The 16,686-nt window shown below is 40.8% G+C and carries 16 protein-coding genes; 10 read left to right on the top strand and 6 right to left on the bottom strand.

The window, feature by feature from the left end; translation table 11 throughout:
* The first annotated feature begins 151 nt into the window (after positions 1–151).
* The 5 genes from SP60_RS01080 (at position 152) to ispG (ending at position 3,450) form a co-directional block, all read left to right on the top strand.
* Positions 152–427, top strand: a complete 276-nt coding sequence (locus SP60_RS01080; protein WP_053950885.1) for an HU family DNA-binding protein — start codon at positions 152–154, stop codon at positions 425–427.
* Positions 428–520: 93 nt separating this feature from the next.
* Positions 521–952: a nucleoside-diphosphate kinase gene (ndk, locus tag SP60_RS01075; RefSeq protein WP_199401941.1), complete on the top strand. Its 432-nt coding sequence runs from the start codon at positions 521–523 to the stop codon at positions 950–952.
* A gap of 56 nt (positions 953–1,008) precedes the next feature.
* A complete protein-coding gene (rlmN, locus tag SP60_RS01070) occupies positions 1,009–2,082 on the top strand; it encodes a dual-specificity RNA methyltransferase RlmN (protein ID WP_053950883.1) in 1,074 nt (357 codons plus the stop codon).
* Complete coding sequence (locus SP60_RS01065; RefSeq protein ID WP_053950882.1) at positions 2,066–2,365, top strand: hypothetical protein; 300 nt, start codon at positions 2,066–2,068, stop codon at positions 2,363–2,365. The genes rlmN and SP60_RS01065 overlap by 17 nt, the downstream gene beginning before the upstream one ends.
* Positions 2,362–3,450: a flavodoxin-dependent (E)-4-hydroxy-3-methylbut-2-enyl-diphosphate synthase gene (gene ispG, locus SP60_RS01060; RefSeq protein ID WP_053950881.1), complete on the top strand. Its 1,089-nt coding sequence runs from the start codon at positions 2,362–2,364 to the stop codon at positions 3,448–3,450. The genes SP60_RS01065 and ispG overlap by 4 nt, the downstream gene beginning before the upstream one ends.
* Here the strand turns inward: ispG and SP60_RS01055 are convergent.
* From SP60_RS01055 to trhP, 3 genes are read right to left on the bottom strand one after another with little or no spacing between them, the layout of a single operon-like run.
* Entirely contained in the window at positions 3,445–3,939 is a 495-nt protein-coding gene (locus SP60_RS01055; RefSeq protein ID WP_053950880.1) for a DUF2062 domain-containing protein, read from the bottom strand. The genes ispG and SP60_RS01055 overlap by 6 nt on opposite strands.
* Positions 3,936–5,738 (bottom strand): 1-deoxy-D-xylulose-5-phosphate synthase, encoded by a 1,803-nt coding sequence (dxs, locus tag SP60_RS01050; RefSeq protein WP_082319610.1) that lies wholly within the window; start codon positions 5,736–5,738, stop codon positions 3,936–3,938. The genes SP60_RS01055 and dxs overlap by 4 nt, the downstream gene beginning before the upstream one ends.
* A gap of 53 nt (positions 5,739–5,791) precedes the next feature.
* Positions 5,792–7,147, bottom strand: a complete 1,356-nt coding sequence (gene trhP / locus SP60_RS01045; RefSeq protein WP_053950878.1) for a prephenate-dependent tRNA uridine(34) hydroxylase TrhP — start codon at positions 7,145–7,147, stop codon at positions 5,792–5,794.
* 181 nt (positions 7,148–7,328) lie between these two features.
* On the opposite strand from trhP, the gene trhO reads away from it, so the two are divergent.
* From trhO to grxD, 3 genes are all read left to right on the top strand, one after another.
* On the top strand, positions 7,329–8,303 hold the full coding sequence (trhO, locus tag SP60_RS01040; protein WP_053950877.1) for an oxygen-dependent tRNA uridine(34) hydroxylase TrhO: 975 nt from the start codon (positions 7,329–7,331) through the stop codon (positions 8,301–8,303).
* Complete coding sequence (locus tag SP60_RS01035; RefSeq protein WP_053950876.1) at positions 8,296–8,886, top strand: class I SAM-dependent methyltransferase; 591 nt, start codon at positions 8,296–8,298, stop codon at positions 8,884–8,886. Before trhO ends, SP60_RS01035 begins: the two co-directional genes overlap by 8 nt.
* A gap of 79 nt (positions 8,887–8,965) precedes the next feature.
* Positions 8,966–9,295, top strand: a complete 330-nt coding sequence (gene grxD / locus SP60_RS01030) for a Grx4 family monothiol glutaredoxin (RefSeq protein WP_053950875.1) — start codon at positions 8,966–8,968, stop codon at positions 9,293–9,295.
* Positions 9,296–9,309: 14 nt separating this feature from the next.
* Here grxD and SP60_RS01025 read toward each other — a convergent pair whose 3' ends face one another.
* Entirely contained in the window at positions 9,310–9,960 is a 651-nt protein-coding gene (locus SP60_RS01025; protein ID WP_053950874.1) for a M48 family metallopeptidase, read from the bottom strand.
* Positions 9,961–10,313: 353 nt separating this feature from the next.
* On the opposite strand from SP60_RS01025, the gene SP60_RS01020 reads away from it, so the two are divergent.
* The gene (locus SP60_RS01020) at positions 10,314–11,585 is read left to right on the top strand and encodes an O-acetylhomoserine aminocarboxypropyltransferase/cysteine synthase family protein (RefSeq protein ID WP_053950873.1); all 1,272 of its coding nucleotides are present in this window, start codon (positions 10,314–10,316) and stop codon (positions 11,583–11,585) included.
* 20 nt (positions 11,586–11,605) lie between these two features.
* Positions 11,606–12,049 carry a YtoQ family protein gene (locus SP60_RS01015; protein WP_053950872.1) on the top strand — a complete coding sequence of 148 codons (444 nt, stop codon included), beginning with the start codon at positions 11,606–11,608 and terminating at the stop codon, positions 12,047–12,049.
* A gap of 47 nt (positions 12,050–12,096) precedes the next feature.
* Here SP60_RS01015 and purL read toward each other — a convergent pair whose 3' ends face one another.
* Entirely contained in the window at positions 12,097–15,924 is a 3,828-nt protein-coding gene (gene purL / locus SP60_RS01010; protein ID WP_053952175.1) for a phosphoribosylformylglycinamidine synthase, read from the bottom strand.
* Positions 15,924–16,667 (bottom strand): YebC/PmpR family DNA-binding transcriptional regulator, encoded by a 744-nt coding sequence (locus tag SP60_RS01005; RefSeq protein ID WP_053950871.1) that lies wholly within the window; start codon positions 16,665–16,667, stop codon positions 15,924–15,926. The genes purL and SP60_RS01005 overlap by 1 nt, the downstream gene beginning before the upstream one ends.
* Positions 16,668–16,686: the final 19 nt, after the last annotated feature.

Below are 16,686 nucleotides of genomic sequence, written 5' to 3'. Positions count from 1 at the left end.
ATTTTTTTGCAAATGATTGATTTATCAGTAATTTTTTGCATATAATTAGTAAAACTTTATTGAACTAAGATTGGTTTTATTTAAACCAGGTAATGTATTTCACCAATCCAATATTTTTTTTACATTTTTTTTATAAATCGAGGGGAAGAGGATGAACAAGTCAGAATTAATCGATGCAATCGCATCAGCAGCAAATATTTCAAAAGCAGATGCAGGTCGTGCACTAAACGCAACGACAGATGCAATCACAGGTGCTATGGCGAGTGGTGATGGTGTGCAACTAACAGGTTTCGGCTCGTTTGTTGTTAGAGATCGTGCAGCACGTACTGGTCGCAACCCACAAACAGGTGCAACGATTCAAATTAAAGCTTCTAAAGTGGCAGCCTTTAAAGCGGGTAAATCTCTTAAAGATGCAGTTAACGGCTAAGCGTTAATTCTTATCGTGACAAAAGCACTTTCGGGTGCTTTTTTTACGTCTAAAGTTTGGTAAAATGTGAGTCTTAACGATCACTCAGGGGAGATACCTATGGAACGCACTTTATCAATCATTAAGCCAGACGCTGTGGCTAAAAATGTTATTGGCCAAATTTATACTCGATTTGAAAAAGCCGGCTTTAAAATTGTCGCTGCTAAAATGCTGCATTTGGACGAGGAGTTAGCAGGTGGTTTTTACGCCGTGCACAAGGAGCGTCCTTTTTATGGTGAGTTGGTTGAGTTTATGACTTCTGGCCCAGTTATGGTTCAGGTGCTAGAGGCTGATAACGCAGTTGCTAAGCACCGTGAAATTATGGGTGCAACCAATCCTAAAGAGGCAGCAGCAGGCACTATTCGTGCTGATTTTGCACAGTCTTTAGATGAAAATGCCGTGCATGGTTCTGACTCATTAGAAAATGCTGCTATTGAAATTGAGTATTTCTTTGGCGCTGAGGGTGTTTGCCCAAGAACGCGTTAATTTTTATTAACTTATAAGGTCTAAATAGCACAGTTTGTCTGTGCTATTTTTTATTGATGCAAAACAAAATAAATCTTTTAAATCTTAATCAGAAAGCGCTTGACCAATTTTTTAATGAGTTGGGTGAGAAGTCTTTTCGTACCAAGCAACTCATGAAGTGGATTTACAAAGATCATGTATTTGATTTTGATCAAATGCTTAATCTGAGTAAAAAATTAAGAGAAAAGCTTAATGAAATAGCTTGTATTGAATTTCCAGAGGTTGTTAGCAAGAATCATGCGCTAGATGGTGTTATTAAATGGGTGATTAAAACTGGTGGTGAAAACCATATAGAGATGGTTTATATTCCAGAAAAAGAGCGGGGTACGCTGTGTATTTCATCCCAAGTGGGGTGCGCACTTGCCTGTACTTTCTGTTCAACAGGCTATCAAGGTTTTAATCGAAATCTATCTACAGCAGAAATGATTGCCCAGGTATTAATTGCCAACTTACATCTAAATCCAGTTGGCAAGCGCATTTCTAATGTTGTCTTTATGGGCATGGGCGAGCCAATGTTAAATGAAGAAGCTGTGTATAGCACCTGTGATCTATTATTAGACGACTTATCATTTGGATTGTCACGCCGACGAGTGACTATTTCTAGCTCGGGTGTTGTGCCTGCTTTAGAGCGTATGAGCGAGCGAGTCCCTGTCAGTTTGGCTATATCTCTACATGCACCAAATGATGCGTTGCGTGATGAGCTTGTACCTATTAATAAAAAATACCCTATTGAGGCACTCATGAAAGCGTGCGATGTATATCTGAATGCCGGCACGCAAGAGCGTCATATTTTGTTTGAGTATGTTATGTTAAAAGGTGTGAATGACTCATCAGAGCATGCTCAGCAGCTAGCCAAGCTTTTAAAAGGAGTTTCTGCCAAGGTGAATTTAATTCCTTTCAATCCATTTCCACAATCTGATTATCAAACTTCTAGTGTCAGAGCCATTGATAATTTTCAAGATATTTTATCTTCCAAGGGGATTCGTACCATGACCAGGCGTACCCGTGGCGAGGATGTAGATGCAGCCTGCGGACAGCTAGCTGGCAAAGTACAAGATAAAACCAAACGCTCAGATGCTAGACGGAATTGACTACTACCCGAGTAAAAAAAAACGTAAGCCAAGGATTAAAATTTGGATTTTAATACTGGCTATTGTATTAATGGGGCTGTACGGCTATCAGTATCTTGAAATGCCTGTTAAAGAGGCTAGCAACAATACTTTGATTGTTATTAGCAAAGGAAAAAAGCCAGTAGAAGAGCAGACGAACAGCGTTATAATTAAATCTAATAAAACCTATCAAACTGAGATTGATCGCCGGGTTAAGAGTGACAAAGGCCTAGATGAATTGATTCAAACATTTAAAAAGCAATGAAGCCTATACACAGCATTACCCGAAGAAAATCTCGACAAATATTTGTGGGCAATGTTGCCATTGGTGGCGATGCGCCAATTTCTGTGCAGAGTATGACTAATACACAAACCACAGATGTGACTGCAACGCTCAAGCAGATTAAAGCCATTGAAGAAGCGGGCGCTGATTTGGTGCGTATTTCTGTACCAACTATGGAAGCAGCAGAGGCTTTTAAAGAGATTAAAAAACAGGCTAATATTCCACTGATTACTGATATTCATTTTGATTATAAGATTGCGCTCAAGGTGGCAGAGTATGGGGCTGATTGCTTGCGTATTAACCCAGGCAATATTGGCCGTGAAGACAGAATTCGAGAGGTGGTCGCGAGCGCTAAAGATCACGGAATTCCGATTAGGATTGGTGTCAATGCAGGCTCTTTAGAAAAAGACTTACAAAAAAAATACACCGAGCCAACGCCTGAGGCAATGGTTGAATCGGCATTTAGGCATATTGATATTCTAGATCGGCTTAATTTTGATAATTTTAAAATCTCACTCAAAGCCAGTGAAATATTTATGACGGTTTTCGCCTATCAACAGCTTGCCTCTGAGATTGATAATCCACTACATTTGGGTATTACGGAAGCAGGCTCTTTGCGCTCAGGAACGGTCAAATCATCCATTGGCTTAGGCTTGTTGTTGGCTGAAGGTATTGGCGATACGATTCGAGTGTCGCTTGCTTCTGATCCAGTTGATGAGGTTCGTGTTGGTTTTGATATTCTTAAATCATTGGGTTTGAGGCAAAAGGGTGTTAATTTAATAGCTTGCCCATCTTGTTCTCGCCAAAAATTTGACGTTATAAAAGTGGTTAATGAGCTAGAATCTAGACTAGAAGATATTAGTGAGCCTATTGATGCCGCTGTTATTGGCTGCGTGGTTAACGGTCCAGGTGAGGCAAAAGCCGTTTCAGTGGGTCTGACAGGTGGAGAGCCAAATTTGATGTATGTAGAAGGTAAGACGGATCAAAAAGTCAGTAATGAAAATTTGGTCGACGTTTTAGAGGCAAAAATTAGAGCTCAAATCAAACTTAATTTGGATAATTTATAGCTTTTTTGAGCGTCTGTATACTCGATACCGATAAACAAACTGCACGCCAAAGTAGCCAAGTAGCGCACTAACAGCAGAAACTGTCAAACAGCCTAATAAGAAAGGTTGCCAAATTGTATCAAATACTTGCCAAACATATTCAAGCGACATAACAACATCAGACTCGATTTGCACACCCAATAACCAAGCACCTAGTTTGTAACAGCCATAGTAAATAGGCGCCATGGTGAGTGGGTTTGTAATCCATACTAGCGCAATAGACAAGGGTAAGTTGGCACTAAAAATAACCGCACCTGGTGCAGCTAGTAGCATTTGAAAAGGCACAGGAATAAAGGCAAAAAACAGACCTACTGCAAAGGCTTTAGAGATTGATTTTCGATTAAAATTCCACAAACTAGGATCATGCAAGTGTTTGCTAAGCCAGCCTAAATGTTTATGGTTTCTTACCTCATGAGGCTTGGGGCTATAGCGTTTTAAGAGTTTTTTCATGTTTGGCTAGCGGCAATAATAGCCTGGGCATCTAAGCCGTACAATGCATGTAGCTGATCTTGCGAGCCTTGTTCGGTAAAGATATCAGGCAAGCCAAGAATTTTAAGAGAAGTGTTAATACCTTGTTGATGAAAAAATTCACTCACACCACTGCCAGCGCCACCTTTAATGGCATTATCTTCAATAGAGATAAATTGAGTATGGGTTTTGCTCAGCTCAATCAGCAGTGCTTCATCCAAAGGCTTAACAAAACGCATGTCAACTACTGTTGCATTGATTGATTCTGCTGCCTCTAAGGCAAAATCCAGTAGAGTGCCAAAGGCTAAAATAGCAATATTAACACCTTGTCGAACCACCTCGGCCTTTCCAATCTGAATTTGTTCAGTACTAACGTAGCTTTCAATAGCAGATACCCCTCTTGGGTAGCGTACACAAAATGCACCAGACGTTGCAAATGCAGTATTTAACATTTGATACATTTGAGCTGAATTGCTTGGTGACATTACTACCAGGTTTGGGATGCAGCGTAAAAAGCTTAAATCAAAGCTACCTGCATGGGTGGCGCCATCTGCTCCCACTAAGCCAGCTCTATCAATGGCAAATACCACATTTAAATCTTGCAAGGCAATATCGTGAATAAGCTGATCATAGCCTCGCTGTAAAAAAGTAGAGTAGATGGCTACAATTGGCTTAAACCCTTGCACAGCTAATCCACCTGCAAAAGTAATGGCGTGCTGTTCGGCAATACCAACGTCAAAATACTGCTCAGGAAAGTCTCTTTCAAAATCGCTCATACCTGAGCCGGTGCACATAGCAGGGGTGATGGCGATTAAATCTGTATTTTGCTTAGCGGTATTGTTAATCCAGGTGCCAAAAACATCGCTATAGCTGGGTAGCGTATTGGCCTGAGATTGTGCAGGCGCCACGCCGTGAAATTTACAAGGATCTTTTTCAGCACTCTCAAGACCATAACCTTTTTTGGTAATAATATGCAGCAGACGAGGCTTGTCTTGTCGCTTTAAATTCTGTAAGGTTTTAACCAGTGTAGGTAGGTCATGGCCATCAATGGGTCCAAAATAATCCAAGCCTAATTCTTCAAACAAAGTACTCGGCAATACCATGCCTTTTAAGTGCTCTTCAGAGCGTCTGGCAAATTCATGAATCATGGGCACTTTTTCAAGAAAATCCAACGACTTGGTTTTCATGGTTGAGTACACTTTTCCAGAGATAAGCTTGGTCAGATACTTGTTCATGGCACCAACATTTTTGGAGATGCTCATGTCATTATCATTCAGAATAATCAGTAAATCAGCATTTGAGTCGCCGGCGTGATTAAGTGCTTCAAATGACATGCCACCTGTTAAAGCGCCATCGCCAATCACAGCAATAGATTTCTTGTCATTGTCGTGCAGGCGATTGCCAATGGCAATCCCTAGTGCTGCGCTAATTGAGGTAGAAGAGTGTCCAGCACCAAAGCTATCATGCTCACTTTCACTGCGCTTGGTAAAACCTGAAAGACCATCTTTTTGGCGCAAAGTAGGCATCTGCTTGAGTCGACCAGTTAGTATTTTGTGTGTATAGGCTTGATGACCCACATCAAAAACAAAGCTATCTTTAGGTGTATCAAACACGTAGTGCATGGCAAGTGTCATTTCAATAGTGCCAAGATTTGGCGCTAAATGCCCACCTGTTTTTTGAATGGTTTGGATTAAAAAATCTCGAATTTCATCTGCCAAGGATTGCAACTGATCTAAATCGAGTTTTTTAATATCCTGAGGTGAATGAATTTGATCAAGCACGCGTATATAACCTTGTTGCAAAGAATGATATTATACGTGAGTGGATTTGGGATCTACCAAGAAGGGCGACGGATTTTTTGCTCAGGATCTTTTTTAATATTTTTGTTTTTGATTTTAATTTTTTCATCAAAATTTCGAGCGATAAAACCAAGCTCAGGCTTTATTCCAGGCATCGGGATCCATACTCGGTAACCACTACCCTTGGCAACTTCGAGCACTTCATTGTATTCAGTGACCATTGACTCAATTTCAATATTAAAACAACCACTTGGCAAAACTACCTCAACAGAGTCACCAACGCTAAACTTATTTTTGGCTTCAATTAGTGCTTTGCCGTCCTTGTAGTCTAGAATTTCACCCACCACTTGTTGCTTGTGTGAGCGAGAATAATTATCAAAATAAGTTTGTAATTCTTCAGGCTGATGTCGGCGATAAAAGCCATCAGTATAGCCACGATTGGCCAGATTTTCTAACACACCAAAGGCTTCTGGGTTAAATTCTCGTCCAGCCACCGCATCATCAATCGCTTGGCGATATACTTGCGCTGTGCGCGCTGCGTAGTAGTGTGATTTTGTGCGTCCTTCAATTTTAAGGGAGTCAATCCCCATGGCGGTAAGTGTATGCACATGCTCAATGGCGCGCAGGTCTTTTGAGTTCATAATATAGGTGCCGTGCTCATCTTCATAAGCGGGCATTTGCTCACCTGGACGACCCTCTTCTTCTAATAACACAACCTGATCTATCGGTGCTTTTATCTCCACCGCTTTAATATCACCTTCAAGAGTTTCTTCTGCTGCTTTAACATCATATTTCCAGCGGCAAGAATTGGTGCACGAGCCTTGGTTAGGGTCTCGATGATTAAAGTAGCCTGAGAGTAAGCAGCGCCCTGAATAGGCGATGCATAAGGCACCGTGTACAAATACTTCGAGTTCAATATCTGGGCATTCTTGGCGAATTTCTTGAACCTCATCGAGTGATAATTCTCGCGAGAGAATGATGCGACTAATCCCTGCATTTTTCCAAAACTTTACCGTGGCATAATTAATGGCATTAGCCTGCACAGAAAGATGAATAACTTGCTCGGGAAATTTTTCCTTCACCATCATAATTAGCCCAGGATCTGCCATAATCAGTGCATCGGGCTTGAGATCAATCACCGGCTCAATATCCTTCATGTAGGTTTTTATTTTGGCATTGTGTGGGATGATATTGGAAGCTACAAAAAACTTTTTGCCCGTCTCATGTGCCTCGTTAATACCTTGTTTAAGCGTGTCAAAATCAAAGGAATTATTGCGTACTCGTAGTGAGTATCTAGGTTGTCCTGCATAAACAGCGTCAGCACCATACGCATACGCATAACGCATATGTTTTAGCGAGCCGGCAGGAGAGAGTAATTCAGGTCTTTTCATGTTGGTTATTTAATCATTGAGCCAAATAATGCTCGTATAAATTTTTAAGTAGGAATGATATTATACGGATATTAACCTTATTATTAATAGGGTTTGCAACGATGCACATAACTCTATTTTATAGATTGAAAAATATGCCTTTACGGTAAAATAAGCATCATTTGATTCGTTACTAGTTTTTATGTTTTCAGTTTGTGCCCTGTACCAGTTTGTTCGTTTAGACGATTTTGAGGATTTTAGCAAGCCTTTGAGAGAGTTAATGGCTAAGCTAGAAATCAAAGGGACTATTTTGCTTGCTTTAGAAGGTTTGAATGGAACCATATCGGGGCGTCAAGAGGCTATTGATCAGTTGCTCGATTTTTTAGACAAAGATGGGCGCTTTAATCAATTAGAAATTAAATTTTCTCAAAGTAAAGAGCTGCCTTTTAAGCGTCTTAAGGTCAAGCTCAAAAAAGAAATTGTCACATTGGGTGTTGCTGGTATTGATCCAAAAGAGTCTGTGGGTACGTACGTTTCTCCACAAGATTGGAACGCATTAATTAGCGATCCTGATGTGGTATTGATTGATACAAGAAATAATTATGAATATGAAATTGGCACTTTTAAAGGCGCCATTAATCCCGTCACTGAAACTTTTAGAGAATTTCCAGAATACACCAAAAACAATTTAGAACAATATCGAGATAAAAAAGTAGCCATGTTTTGTACCGGCGGTATTCGCTGTGAAAAGTCAACGGCTTATTTAAAAACCCAGGGTTTTGATACGGTTTATCATCTGCAGGGTGGTATTCTCAAGTACCTTGAGCAAATGCCAGAAGAAAATAGTTTGTGGGAGGGTGAGTGTTTTGTTTTTGACGATCGTGTTGCGGTTAAGCATAATCTGGAGCAAGGTCAGTATGATCAATGCCATGCTTGTCGTTATCCGATTACCGAGCAAGATAAAACGCATCAGCATTATGAAAAAGGCGTGTCTTGTTCAAGGTGCTACGGCTCTAAGAATGAAGATCAGGTTAATCGCTACCGAGAAAGAGAAAAGCAAATTCAGCTAGCCAAAGCCAGAGGCGAAGATCATATTGGCGATAATGCCAGTCAAGTTATTGCCAACAAGGCCAAGAAAAAAGCGTTAAAACAACAACAAAAAAACAACCATGTTTAGTCGACAAGACATTCCAAAACTCAAACAAGATCTACTCATCGAGTCTAATTTACTTGGATCTAAGCTAAATCTAAAAACCCGTTGGGGTGTGTTTAGCCCTAGAGCCATCGACGACGGCACTATTTTATTTATGCAGTATCTTGATATTGCTAAGAATGACAAATGTCTGGACTTAGGCTGTGGCTATGGCCCGATTGGCTTGAGTGTGGCCAAATCTTGCCCTGAGGGTGAAGTGCATATGGTCGATAAGGATTTTGTCGCAGTTGAGCTGTCTAATGATAACGCTAAGCTTAATCACATCAATAACGCCGAGGCTTATTTATCCGATGCTTTTTCAGCTGTTAATAAGCAAAATTATTTTGACCAAGTATTGTCAAATGTGCCTGCCAAGGTTGGCAGAGAGCAGCTGAGCATTATTTTGTATGACGCTTATGATGCCCTTAAACCAGGCGGTAAAATCACATTTGTAACGATTAATGGCTTGCGACATTTTATTAAAGATAATTTTAAATCCGTCTTTGGTAATTATAAAAAACTCAAACAAGGGCAAAAATACACCATTGCTCAAGCAGTTAAACAGTAGAATAATGACACAAAAAATAATATACAAGTAAAATACTCGGATATTAAAAAAAATTAAAACAAAAATACAGGAGTAAATAATGGACATAATGCAAAGAATTCAGGCGCAAGTTGATAGCGCACCCGTAGTACTTTATATGAAAGGCACACCTCAGTTTCCACAGTGTGGCTTTTCAGCAACAGCTGCTCAAACACTAGCTTCTACCGGTGTTGAATTTGCTTATGTGAACATTTTTGAAGATCAAGAAGTCATGCAAAACCTACCTGCTTTTCAAGATTGGCCAACTTTCCCGCAAATTTACATGAACAGTGAGCTTGTAGGCGGCGGTGATATTATTGTTGAAATGGCTCAAATGGGCAGTTTAAAAGCAGCCATGGAAGAAGCGACAACTAAGTTTAACGACAAATAAACGTTAAATTATAGCTATAGGTTTTTTAACTTATGGCCATTATCTTGAAGCCAGCGTTTGCTGGCTTTATAGTTTGGTAGCATATGTGCTACAAAATTCCAAAAATCTTTTGAGTGGTTCTTGTGCTTAATGTGCGCCAGCTCATGCACAATAACATAATCAATAATGGCAATAGGCGCCCTGACCAGTAAATAATTTAGGTTAATATTATTCACACCACTGCACGATCCCCATAGGGTTTTTTGTGATTTAAGCCTGACTTGTTGATAAGCCAGCTGGTGTTCTTGGGCGTAGTAGTTAAGTCTAGGCAGGGCAATCTCTCTAAATTTAGCCTTATACCATTCTAAAAATATCGCCTTATTGGCAGCGCTTGATTCAAAGTTTACCCCGTTAAAATCCAGTTTAGTACTTTGATCAAGGCTAATATTGAGCGGATAAGTATTGCCTAAATACAAAAACGCCTCACCTTGTTTGTAGTCAGGCTTAGTTAGTTGTTGATTTGAGCGGGCGCGCATTTTTAAATCAATCCAAGTGGATTTTTCATCAATAAATTGCTCTATTCTTTTAACAGATAATCGATTTGGCGCACGCACAACAAGCTCAGCATTGTTGTTAATTTGCAAGCTTAAGGTTTTACGTTTTGAGCGAATCAGTTGATAATCCATAATGACATTTAACCCGATAAAAACCTAAAAAATACCCCATTGTCAAATTTTATAATTGTCAAAATAAATTTAGGCCAAACCCTTATAAAACCCGTGCTTTATACTTTAAAGTGCCATGATTAATCCGCTTTTAGTAAATAATGTGTGTTTTATTGGCTGTTTAGATTGCCATTTGCATTATTTCCTAAATTTTTGCACCAAGATATAGGTAAAAAATGCATAACAACACCGACAAATAAAACAAGTTGAGCTTATAAAATACGCTAAACTTTAACCTTGCAATTGCTTAATTCAAGTGTCGCTACGGGCTTGTATTTTGCCACTAAATTAAAACTACAACTTTAAAAAAACATATGAAACTAGAATCTATAGCGTTACACGAAGGCTACAAATCTGAAGAAACCACCAAGGCAGCTGCTGTGCCTATTTACCAGACAAGCTCTTATACATTTGACGACACTCAACACGGTGCAGACTTATTTGATCTTAAAGTACCGGGCAATATTTACACACGCATCATGAACCCAACGACAGATGTTTTAGAAAAACGTATCGCTGCAATGGAAGATGGTATTGGCGCTGTTTGTGTTGCTTCAGGTATGGCTGCTATTACTTATGCACTTCAATGTATCTGTGAGTCGGGGGATAATTTTGTTAGCACTAGCGAGCTTTATGGTGGTACTTATAATCTGTTTGCCCATGCTTTGCCAAGACAAGGTGTTGAGGCGCGCATGATAAAGCACAATGATTTTGAAAAGTTTGAGCAATCAATTGATGAAAAAACTAAAGCCATATTTTGTGAATCTATTGGCAACCCTGCTGGAAATGTTGTTGATATTTCACGCTTAGCAGAGATTGCACACAAACACGGCATTCCTTTAATTGTTGATAATACAGTTGCTACACCATATTTGTGTCGTCCTTTCGAGTTGGGCGCAGATATTGTGGTGCATTCATTGACCAAGTATATTGGCGGCCACGGCACATCAATTGGCGGCGCCATCATTGACTCTGGTAAGTTTGACTGGGTCGCTAACAAGGAGCGCTTTCCTATACTGAATGAGCCTGATCCTGCTTATCATGGCGTTGTATACACAGAGGCTTTAGGCGCGGCGGCTTATATAGGTCGTTGTCGTGTTGGCCCACTAAGAAATACTGGTGCAGCGATATCACCCATGAATTCTTTTCAAATTTTACAAGGGCTTGAAACCCTTGGATTGCGTATGGATCGCCATTGTGAAAATGCGCAAAAACTTGCTGAGTACCTGCAACAGCACGAGAAGGTTGAATGGGTTAATTACGCAACATTATCCGATAGCCCTTATAATGAAAACTGTAAAAAAATCACTTCTGGTAAAGCCTCTGGCATTCTAAGCTTTGGTATTACTGGCGGAATCGAGTCTGCAACCAAGTTTATTGATTCTCTTGACATGATTTTGCGTTTAGTTAATATAGGCGATGCAAAATCGCTTGCTTGCCATCCTGCCTCTACCACTCACAGACAGCTTAACGACGAAGAACTTGCAGCAGCAGGAGTTGGTGCTGACTTGATCAGGATTTCTGTTGGCATTGAGCATATTGATGATATTATTGCTGATGTTAGTCAGGCACTAGATAAAGCATAAAAGTTGATAGGGGAATAAATATGAATTTAACGGTATATCTTTCAGGCGAAATACATACAGACTGGAGGAAGCGCCTAAAAGAGGGGTGTGAGGCGCATAATTTATCCATTACTTTTACCTCTGCTGTTACCGATCATGATGCGAGTGATGCCGCAGGCGATGTTTTGGGTGTGGAAAGCGTGAGTTATTGGCGTGATCATAAATCTGCAAAGGTGAATGCAATACGAACTAAAACTTTGATTGAGAGCTGTGATATCGCTATAGTCCGTTTTGGAGATAAGTACAAACAATGGAATGCCGCTTTTGATGCTGGATATTGCGCCGCACTGGGTACACCGTACATAACGCTTCATAATGAAGATATCATTCATCCACTTAAAGAAGTTGACGGGTCAGCCATAGCGTGGGCTACCACACCAGAACAGGTGATTGAAATTTTAAAATATACGCTAACTAAAGAATGACTCTAGCCTATTGTCCGAGTTTAATCTTTAGTTAGCTTAAAAGATTTTTAATCAACCCAAGTTCTTGCATTTTCAAACATTCTCATCCAGGGGCTACGCTCATCCCAATCTTTAGGATGGTGTGAGTGTTGCACTGCACGGAACACTCGTTCAGGATGTGGCATCATAATGGTAACTCGCCCTGAATCATTGGTGACACCTGCTGTTGCTTGCTCTGATCCGTTTGGATTGTGTGGGTAAGCTTGGGTAGTTGCGCCACTATGGTCAACATATTGCAGGGCAATATTATTAGTAGAGTTGCCTTCAAAGTTGGCTTGTCCTTCACCGTGTGCAATGGCAATTGGCAGAGTTGAGCCAGCCATATCTTTTAAGAAGATAGAGTTTGATTCACCAATTTTAACGCTTGAGAAGCGCGCCTCAAATTGCTCTGATACATTGCGATTAAAACATGGCCAATTTTGTGCACCAGGAATAATTTCAGTGAGATTTGAAAGCATCTGGCAACCATTACAAACACCTAAAGCGAAACTATCTTCACGATTAAAAAAAGCTTCAAATTCATCTTTGGCACGAGCATTGTAAAGGATTGAGCTAGCCCAACCTCTACCGGCGCCTAGTACGTCGCCGTAGGAGAAGCCGCCACAAGCCACCAAGCCTTTAAAATCCTCTAAAGATAGTCTGCCTGAAAGGATATCACTCATGTGTACGTCAATCGCCTCAAACTGCGCCTTGTCAAAAGCGGCGCCCATTTCTACTTGGCCGTTAACACCTTGCTCACGCAAGATAGCAATTTTCGGCTTAACGTTGGTTTTAATATAAGGACTAACGATAGACTGATTAAGATCAAAACTTAGGTCTGTTTTAATACCGTCTGTCGATTGGCTAATAGCGTCAAATTCTTGTTGAGCACACTCAGGATTGTCTCTAAGTTTGGCAATCTCATAAGAAGTGGTCGACCAAAGTGTTTGTAAAGTAGCACGAGGCTGGCTGTAAACGGTTTGACCATTAGTGATAATTTCAATATTATCTGAGTTATTAAGCGTTGCAATTAATTGCGTGCAAGACTCAAGACCTGCTGCTTTTAAAGCGTCAGCAACGGCGTTTTTGTTTTCAGATTTAACCTGAATAACACAACCAAGCTCTTCGTTAAACAGGCTTTCAATGCTAGCATCTGTATTGATGGTTAAACCTGTGTGTGAGGCAAATGCCATTTCTAGCAAGGTAGTGATAACGCCGCCATCAGAGCGGTCATGATAAGCACTAATTAGGCCATCTTTATTAAGCTGATTAATAACGGTGAAGAATGATTTAAACACGGCGCTATCGTCAAGATTTGGCGCTATATCACCAACTTGATTGTACACTTGCGCTAGGCACGAACCACCCATACGATTTTGGCCAAAACCAAGGTCGATGAGTAATAGCTCAGAATCTGAATCCATTTCTAGTAACGGGGTTTTTTGGAGTCTAACATCGCTGGTTTTTGAAAAAGCGGTAATGATTAGTGATAAAGGTGAGGTAACGGATTTATCTTCGCCGTTTTCACTCCAAGAGCTTTTCATGCTCATTGAGTCTTTACCTACTGGCACGGTAAGGCCGAGTTCAGGACACAAATCCATGCCGACCGCTTTAACGGCTTCAAACAGTTTGGCATCTTCACCTTTGTGGCCAGAAGCGCTCATCCAATTAGCGCTAAGGCTAATATCGTGAATGTCTTCCACGTAACCGCCGAGCATATTGGTTAAAGCCTCGCCAATAGTCATGCGTGCTGCAGAGTTGGCATCACATAAAGCCAGTGGTGTGCGCTCGCCTAAAGACATAATCTCACCTTTGTAGCTCACATAATCAGCCACAGAAATCGCACAATCGGCTACCGGCACTTGCCATGGACCTACAAGCTGATCACGCGCTACCATACCCGTAATGCTTCGATCGCCAATGGTGATTAGGAAGTTTTTACTGGCAACAGTTGGTAGTTGCAAAATTCTAGAAATCGCTTCATCAAGATTAATATTGCTAGTGTTTAGTGGGTTAAGATCAATATTTTGTGTGGTCGCTTCAATACTTACTTTAGGCGGGTTGCCTAATAAAACTGACATTGGCATATCGATTGGTGTATCGGCAAATAATTCATCACTCAGCACCAATTCTTGTTCTTTGGTTGAATCACCCAAAACAGCAAATGGTGCACGCTCGCGTTCACAGATTTTGCTAAATAAGTCTAGGCTCGATGGGGCAATAGCAAGTACGTAACGCTCTTGAGATTCGTTACACCAGATTTCAAGTGGCGACATTTGGTTGTCGTCATTTGGGATATTTCTAAGCTCAAACTTACCACCACGTCCTGAGTCATTGACTAACTCAGGTAGGCCGTTTGATAAGCCGCCTGCACCAATATCATGAATAGAAATAATAGGATTATCATTGCCCAAATTAGCACAGCGATCAATCACTTCTTGGGCGCGTCTTTCCATCTCAGGATTGGCCCGTTGAACCGAGGCAAAATCTAGGTCTTCGCTTTGCTCACCACTCTTAATACTTGATGCAGCGCCACCACCTAAACCAATCAGCATGGCCGGACCACCTAGAACAATAATTTTACTGCCGACAGGGATTTCACCTTTTTGAATGTGTTGCTCTTGAATATGACCTAGTCCACCAGCCAGCATAATTGGCTTGTGGTAGCCGCGAATATCACCATCAGGGGTTTGTTGCTCGTAGCTACGGAAATAACCTAAGATATTTGGACGACCAAACTCGTTATTAAAAGCAGCAGCGCCAATTGGGCCTTCGAGCATAATATCAAGAGCTGATACGATTTGTGAAGGCTTACCATGGTCTTTTTCCCAGGGCTGGGTGGCATCATTAATTTTTAAATTAGAAACACTAAAGCCACACAAGCCAACTTTAGGTTTGGAGCCTTGTCCTGTTGCACCTTCGTCACGAATCTCACCACCAGAGCCAGTCGCTGCACCTGGGTGCGGGGCAATAGCGGTAGGGTGGTTGTGAGTTTCTACTTTCATTAAAATGGCGCGATGTTCTTTTGAACTAACGTATTTACCATTTTCATCTGCATAAAAGCGCTCGCCTTCATGGCCAGCCATTACCGCTGAGTTGTCAGAATAAACGCTTAACAAGCCTTCAGGATGCTTGTGGTAGGTGTTGCGAATCATGGCGAATAAGCTTTTAGCTTGCTCGGTATCATCAATTTTCCAATCAGCGTTGAATATTTTATGACGGCAATGCTCAGAATTTGCTTGTGCAAACATCATTAGTTCAATGTCTGTTGGGTTGCGCTCAAGCTTGGTAAAGCTTTCTACTAAATAATCAATCTCTCCAGCAGATAGCGCCAAGCCAAGCTCTATATTGGTTTTTTCTAAGGCTTTTTTGCCTTGAGTTAAAATATCAACACTGGTAAATGGCTGAGGCTCAAAATGATCAAACAAGGTGTGTGCATCTTCTATATTGCTAAGTTCTGACTCTGTCATTTTGTCCATAACACAAGCTAAAACTTTTGCTTGATTGGTGATTTCAGCATCAAAATGATAAATAATAGCGCGCTCTATACGCTTGATCTGCGCCAGATCGCATAAGTGCATAATATCCGTTGCTTTAGAAGACCAAGGAGAGATTGTGCCGAGTCTTGGAATAATAACAAGACTAGATTTAGCATTGTTAATTGTGAGCAACTCGCTATAAGAAAGTAGCTGTGTTAATTGGTTTGATTGGTTTTCATCAAGGCTTGCACTTAGATCGGCAAAATGAATAAACTCAGCGCCTAATAGCGATAAACCAGGCTGAGCTTGAGACAATTTAGTTTGTAAAGCCTGGGTTTTGAAAGCACCTAGTGCGCTAATACCTTGATGAATATGAATCATAATTGTGCCATAACCTCTTCAGAAATATCTGCATTGTGATAAACCTCTTGCGTGTCGTCAAGATCTTCTAGTCGGTCAATGAGTTTCATAAATTTTTCCGCATCACCTAAGTTAAGCTCAACGCGAGTTGAAGGCTCCATCGTTACTTCTGAATGTGCGCTTTCTAAGCCTGCATCAGTCAAGGCGTCTTTAACAGTAAAGAACTCTTCAGGAGAGGTGATAACATCAATAGAGCCATCATCATTGGTAATAATATCTTCAGCGCCTGCATCGAGTGCTACTTCCATAATCTTATCTTCATCGCCACCCGCAGCAAAACTAATGAACCCTTGCTTGGTAAATAAGTAAGAAACAGAGCCATCAGTGCCTAAATTACCACCATGTTTGGTGAAAGCATGACGCACATCAGCCACAGTACGATTTCGATTATCTGTTAGTGTATCCACCATAATAGCAGTACCACCAAGGCCATAACCTTCGTAGCGTACTTCATCATAGTTTTCACCATCTAAGTCGCCTGAGCCACGTTTAACAGCACTTTCAATCGTGTCACGCTTCATGTTGGCAGCAAGTGCTTTATCAATCACCATTCTAAGGCTTGGATTGTTTTCAATCACGCCACCACCAGCTTTGGCAGCAATAACGATTTCTTTAATGAGTTTGGTAAAGATTTTTCCACGTTTGGCATCCTGTGCGCCTTTACGGTGCTGAATGTTATGCCATTTACTATGTCCTGCCATTTTTTTCTCCGGTGAATAT

The organism is Candidatus Thioglobus autotrophicus (assembly GCF_001293165.1).
Taxonomy (GTDB): domain Bacteria; phylum Pseudomonadota; class Gammaproteobacteria; order PS1; family Pseudothioglobaceae; genus Thioglobus_A; species Thioglobus_A autotrophicus.
This window is presented reverse-complemented; position numbering and strand designations above follow the sequence as displayed.

What these genes read in the sequence shown, in the direction of transcription:
- SP60_RS01080 (WP_053950885.1), top strand. Translation starts at nt 152, where the DNA reads ATGAACAAGTCAGAATTAATCGATGCAATCGCATCAGCAGCAAATATT.
- rlmN (WP_053950883.1), top strand. Translation starts at nt 1,009, where the DNA reads ATGCAAAACAAAATAAATCTTTTAAATCTTAATCAGAAAGCGCTTGAC.
- SP60_RS01065 (WP_053950882.1), top strand. Translation starts at nt 2,066, where the DNA reads ATGCTAGACGGAATTGACTACTACCCGAGTAAAAAAAAACGTAAGCCA.
- ispG (WP_053950881.1), top strand. Translation starts at nt 2,362, where the DNA reads ATGAAGCCTATACACAGCATTACCCGAAGAAAATCTCGACAAATATTT.
- SP60_RS01055 (WP_053950880.1), bottom strand. Translation starts at nt 3,939, where the DNA reads ATGAAAAAACTCTTAAAACGCTATAGCCCCAAGCCTCATGAGGTAAGA.
- trhP (WP_053950878.1), bottom strand. Translation starts at nt 7,147, where the DNA reads ATGAAAAGACCTGAATTACTCTCTCCTGCCGGCTCGCTAAAACATATG.
- trhO (WP_053950877.1), top strand. Translation starts at nt 7,329, where the DNA reads ATGTTTTCAGTTTGTGCCCTGTACCAGTTTGTTCGTTTAGACGATTTT.
- SP60_RS01035 (WP_053950876.1), top strand. Translation starts at nt 8,296, where the DNA reads ATGTTTAGTCGACAAGACATTCCAAAACTCAAACAAGATCTACTCATC.
- grxD (WP_053950875.1), top strand. Translation starts at nt 8,966, where the DNA reads ATGGACATAATGCAAAGAATTCAGGCGCAAGTTGATAGCGCACCCGTA.
- SP60_RS01025 (WP_053950874.1), bottom strand. Translation starts at nt 9,960, where the DNA reads ATGGATTATCAACTGATTCGCTCAAAACGTAAAACCTTAAGCTTGCAA.
- SP60_RS01020 (WP_053950873.1), top strand. Translation starts at nt 10,314, where the DNA reads ATGAAACTAGAATCTATAGCGTTACACGAAGGCTACAAATCTGAAGAA.
- SP60_RS01015 (WP_053950872.1), top strand. Translation starts at nt 11,606, where the DNA reads ATGAATTTAACGGTATATCTTTCAGGCGAAATACATACAGACTGGAGG.
- SP60_RS01005 (WP_053950871.1), bottom strand. Translation starts at nt 16,667, where the DNA reads ATGGCAGGACATAGTAAATGGCATAACATTCAGCACCGTAAAGGCGCA.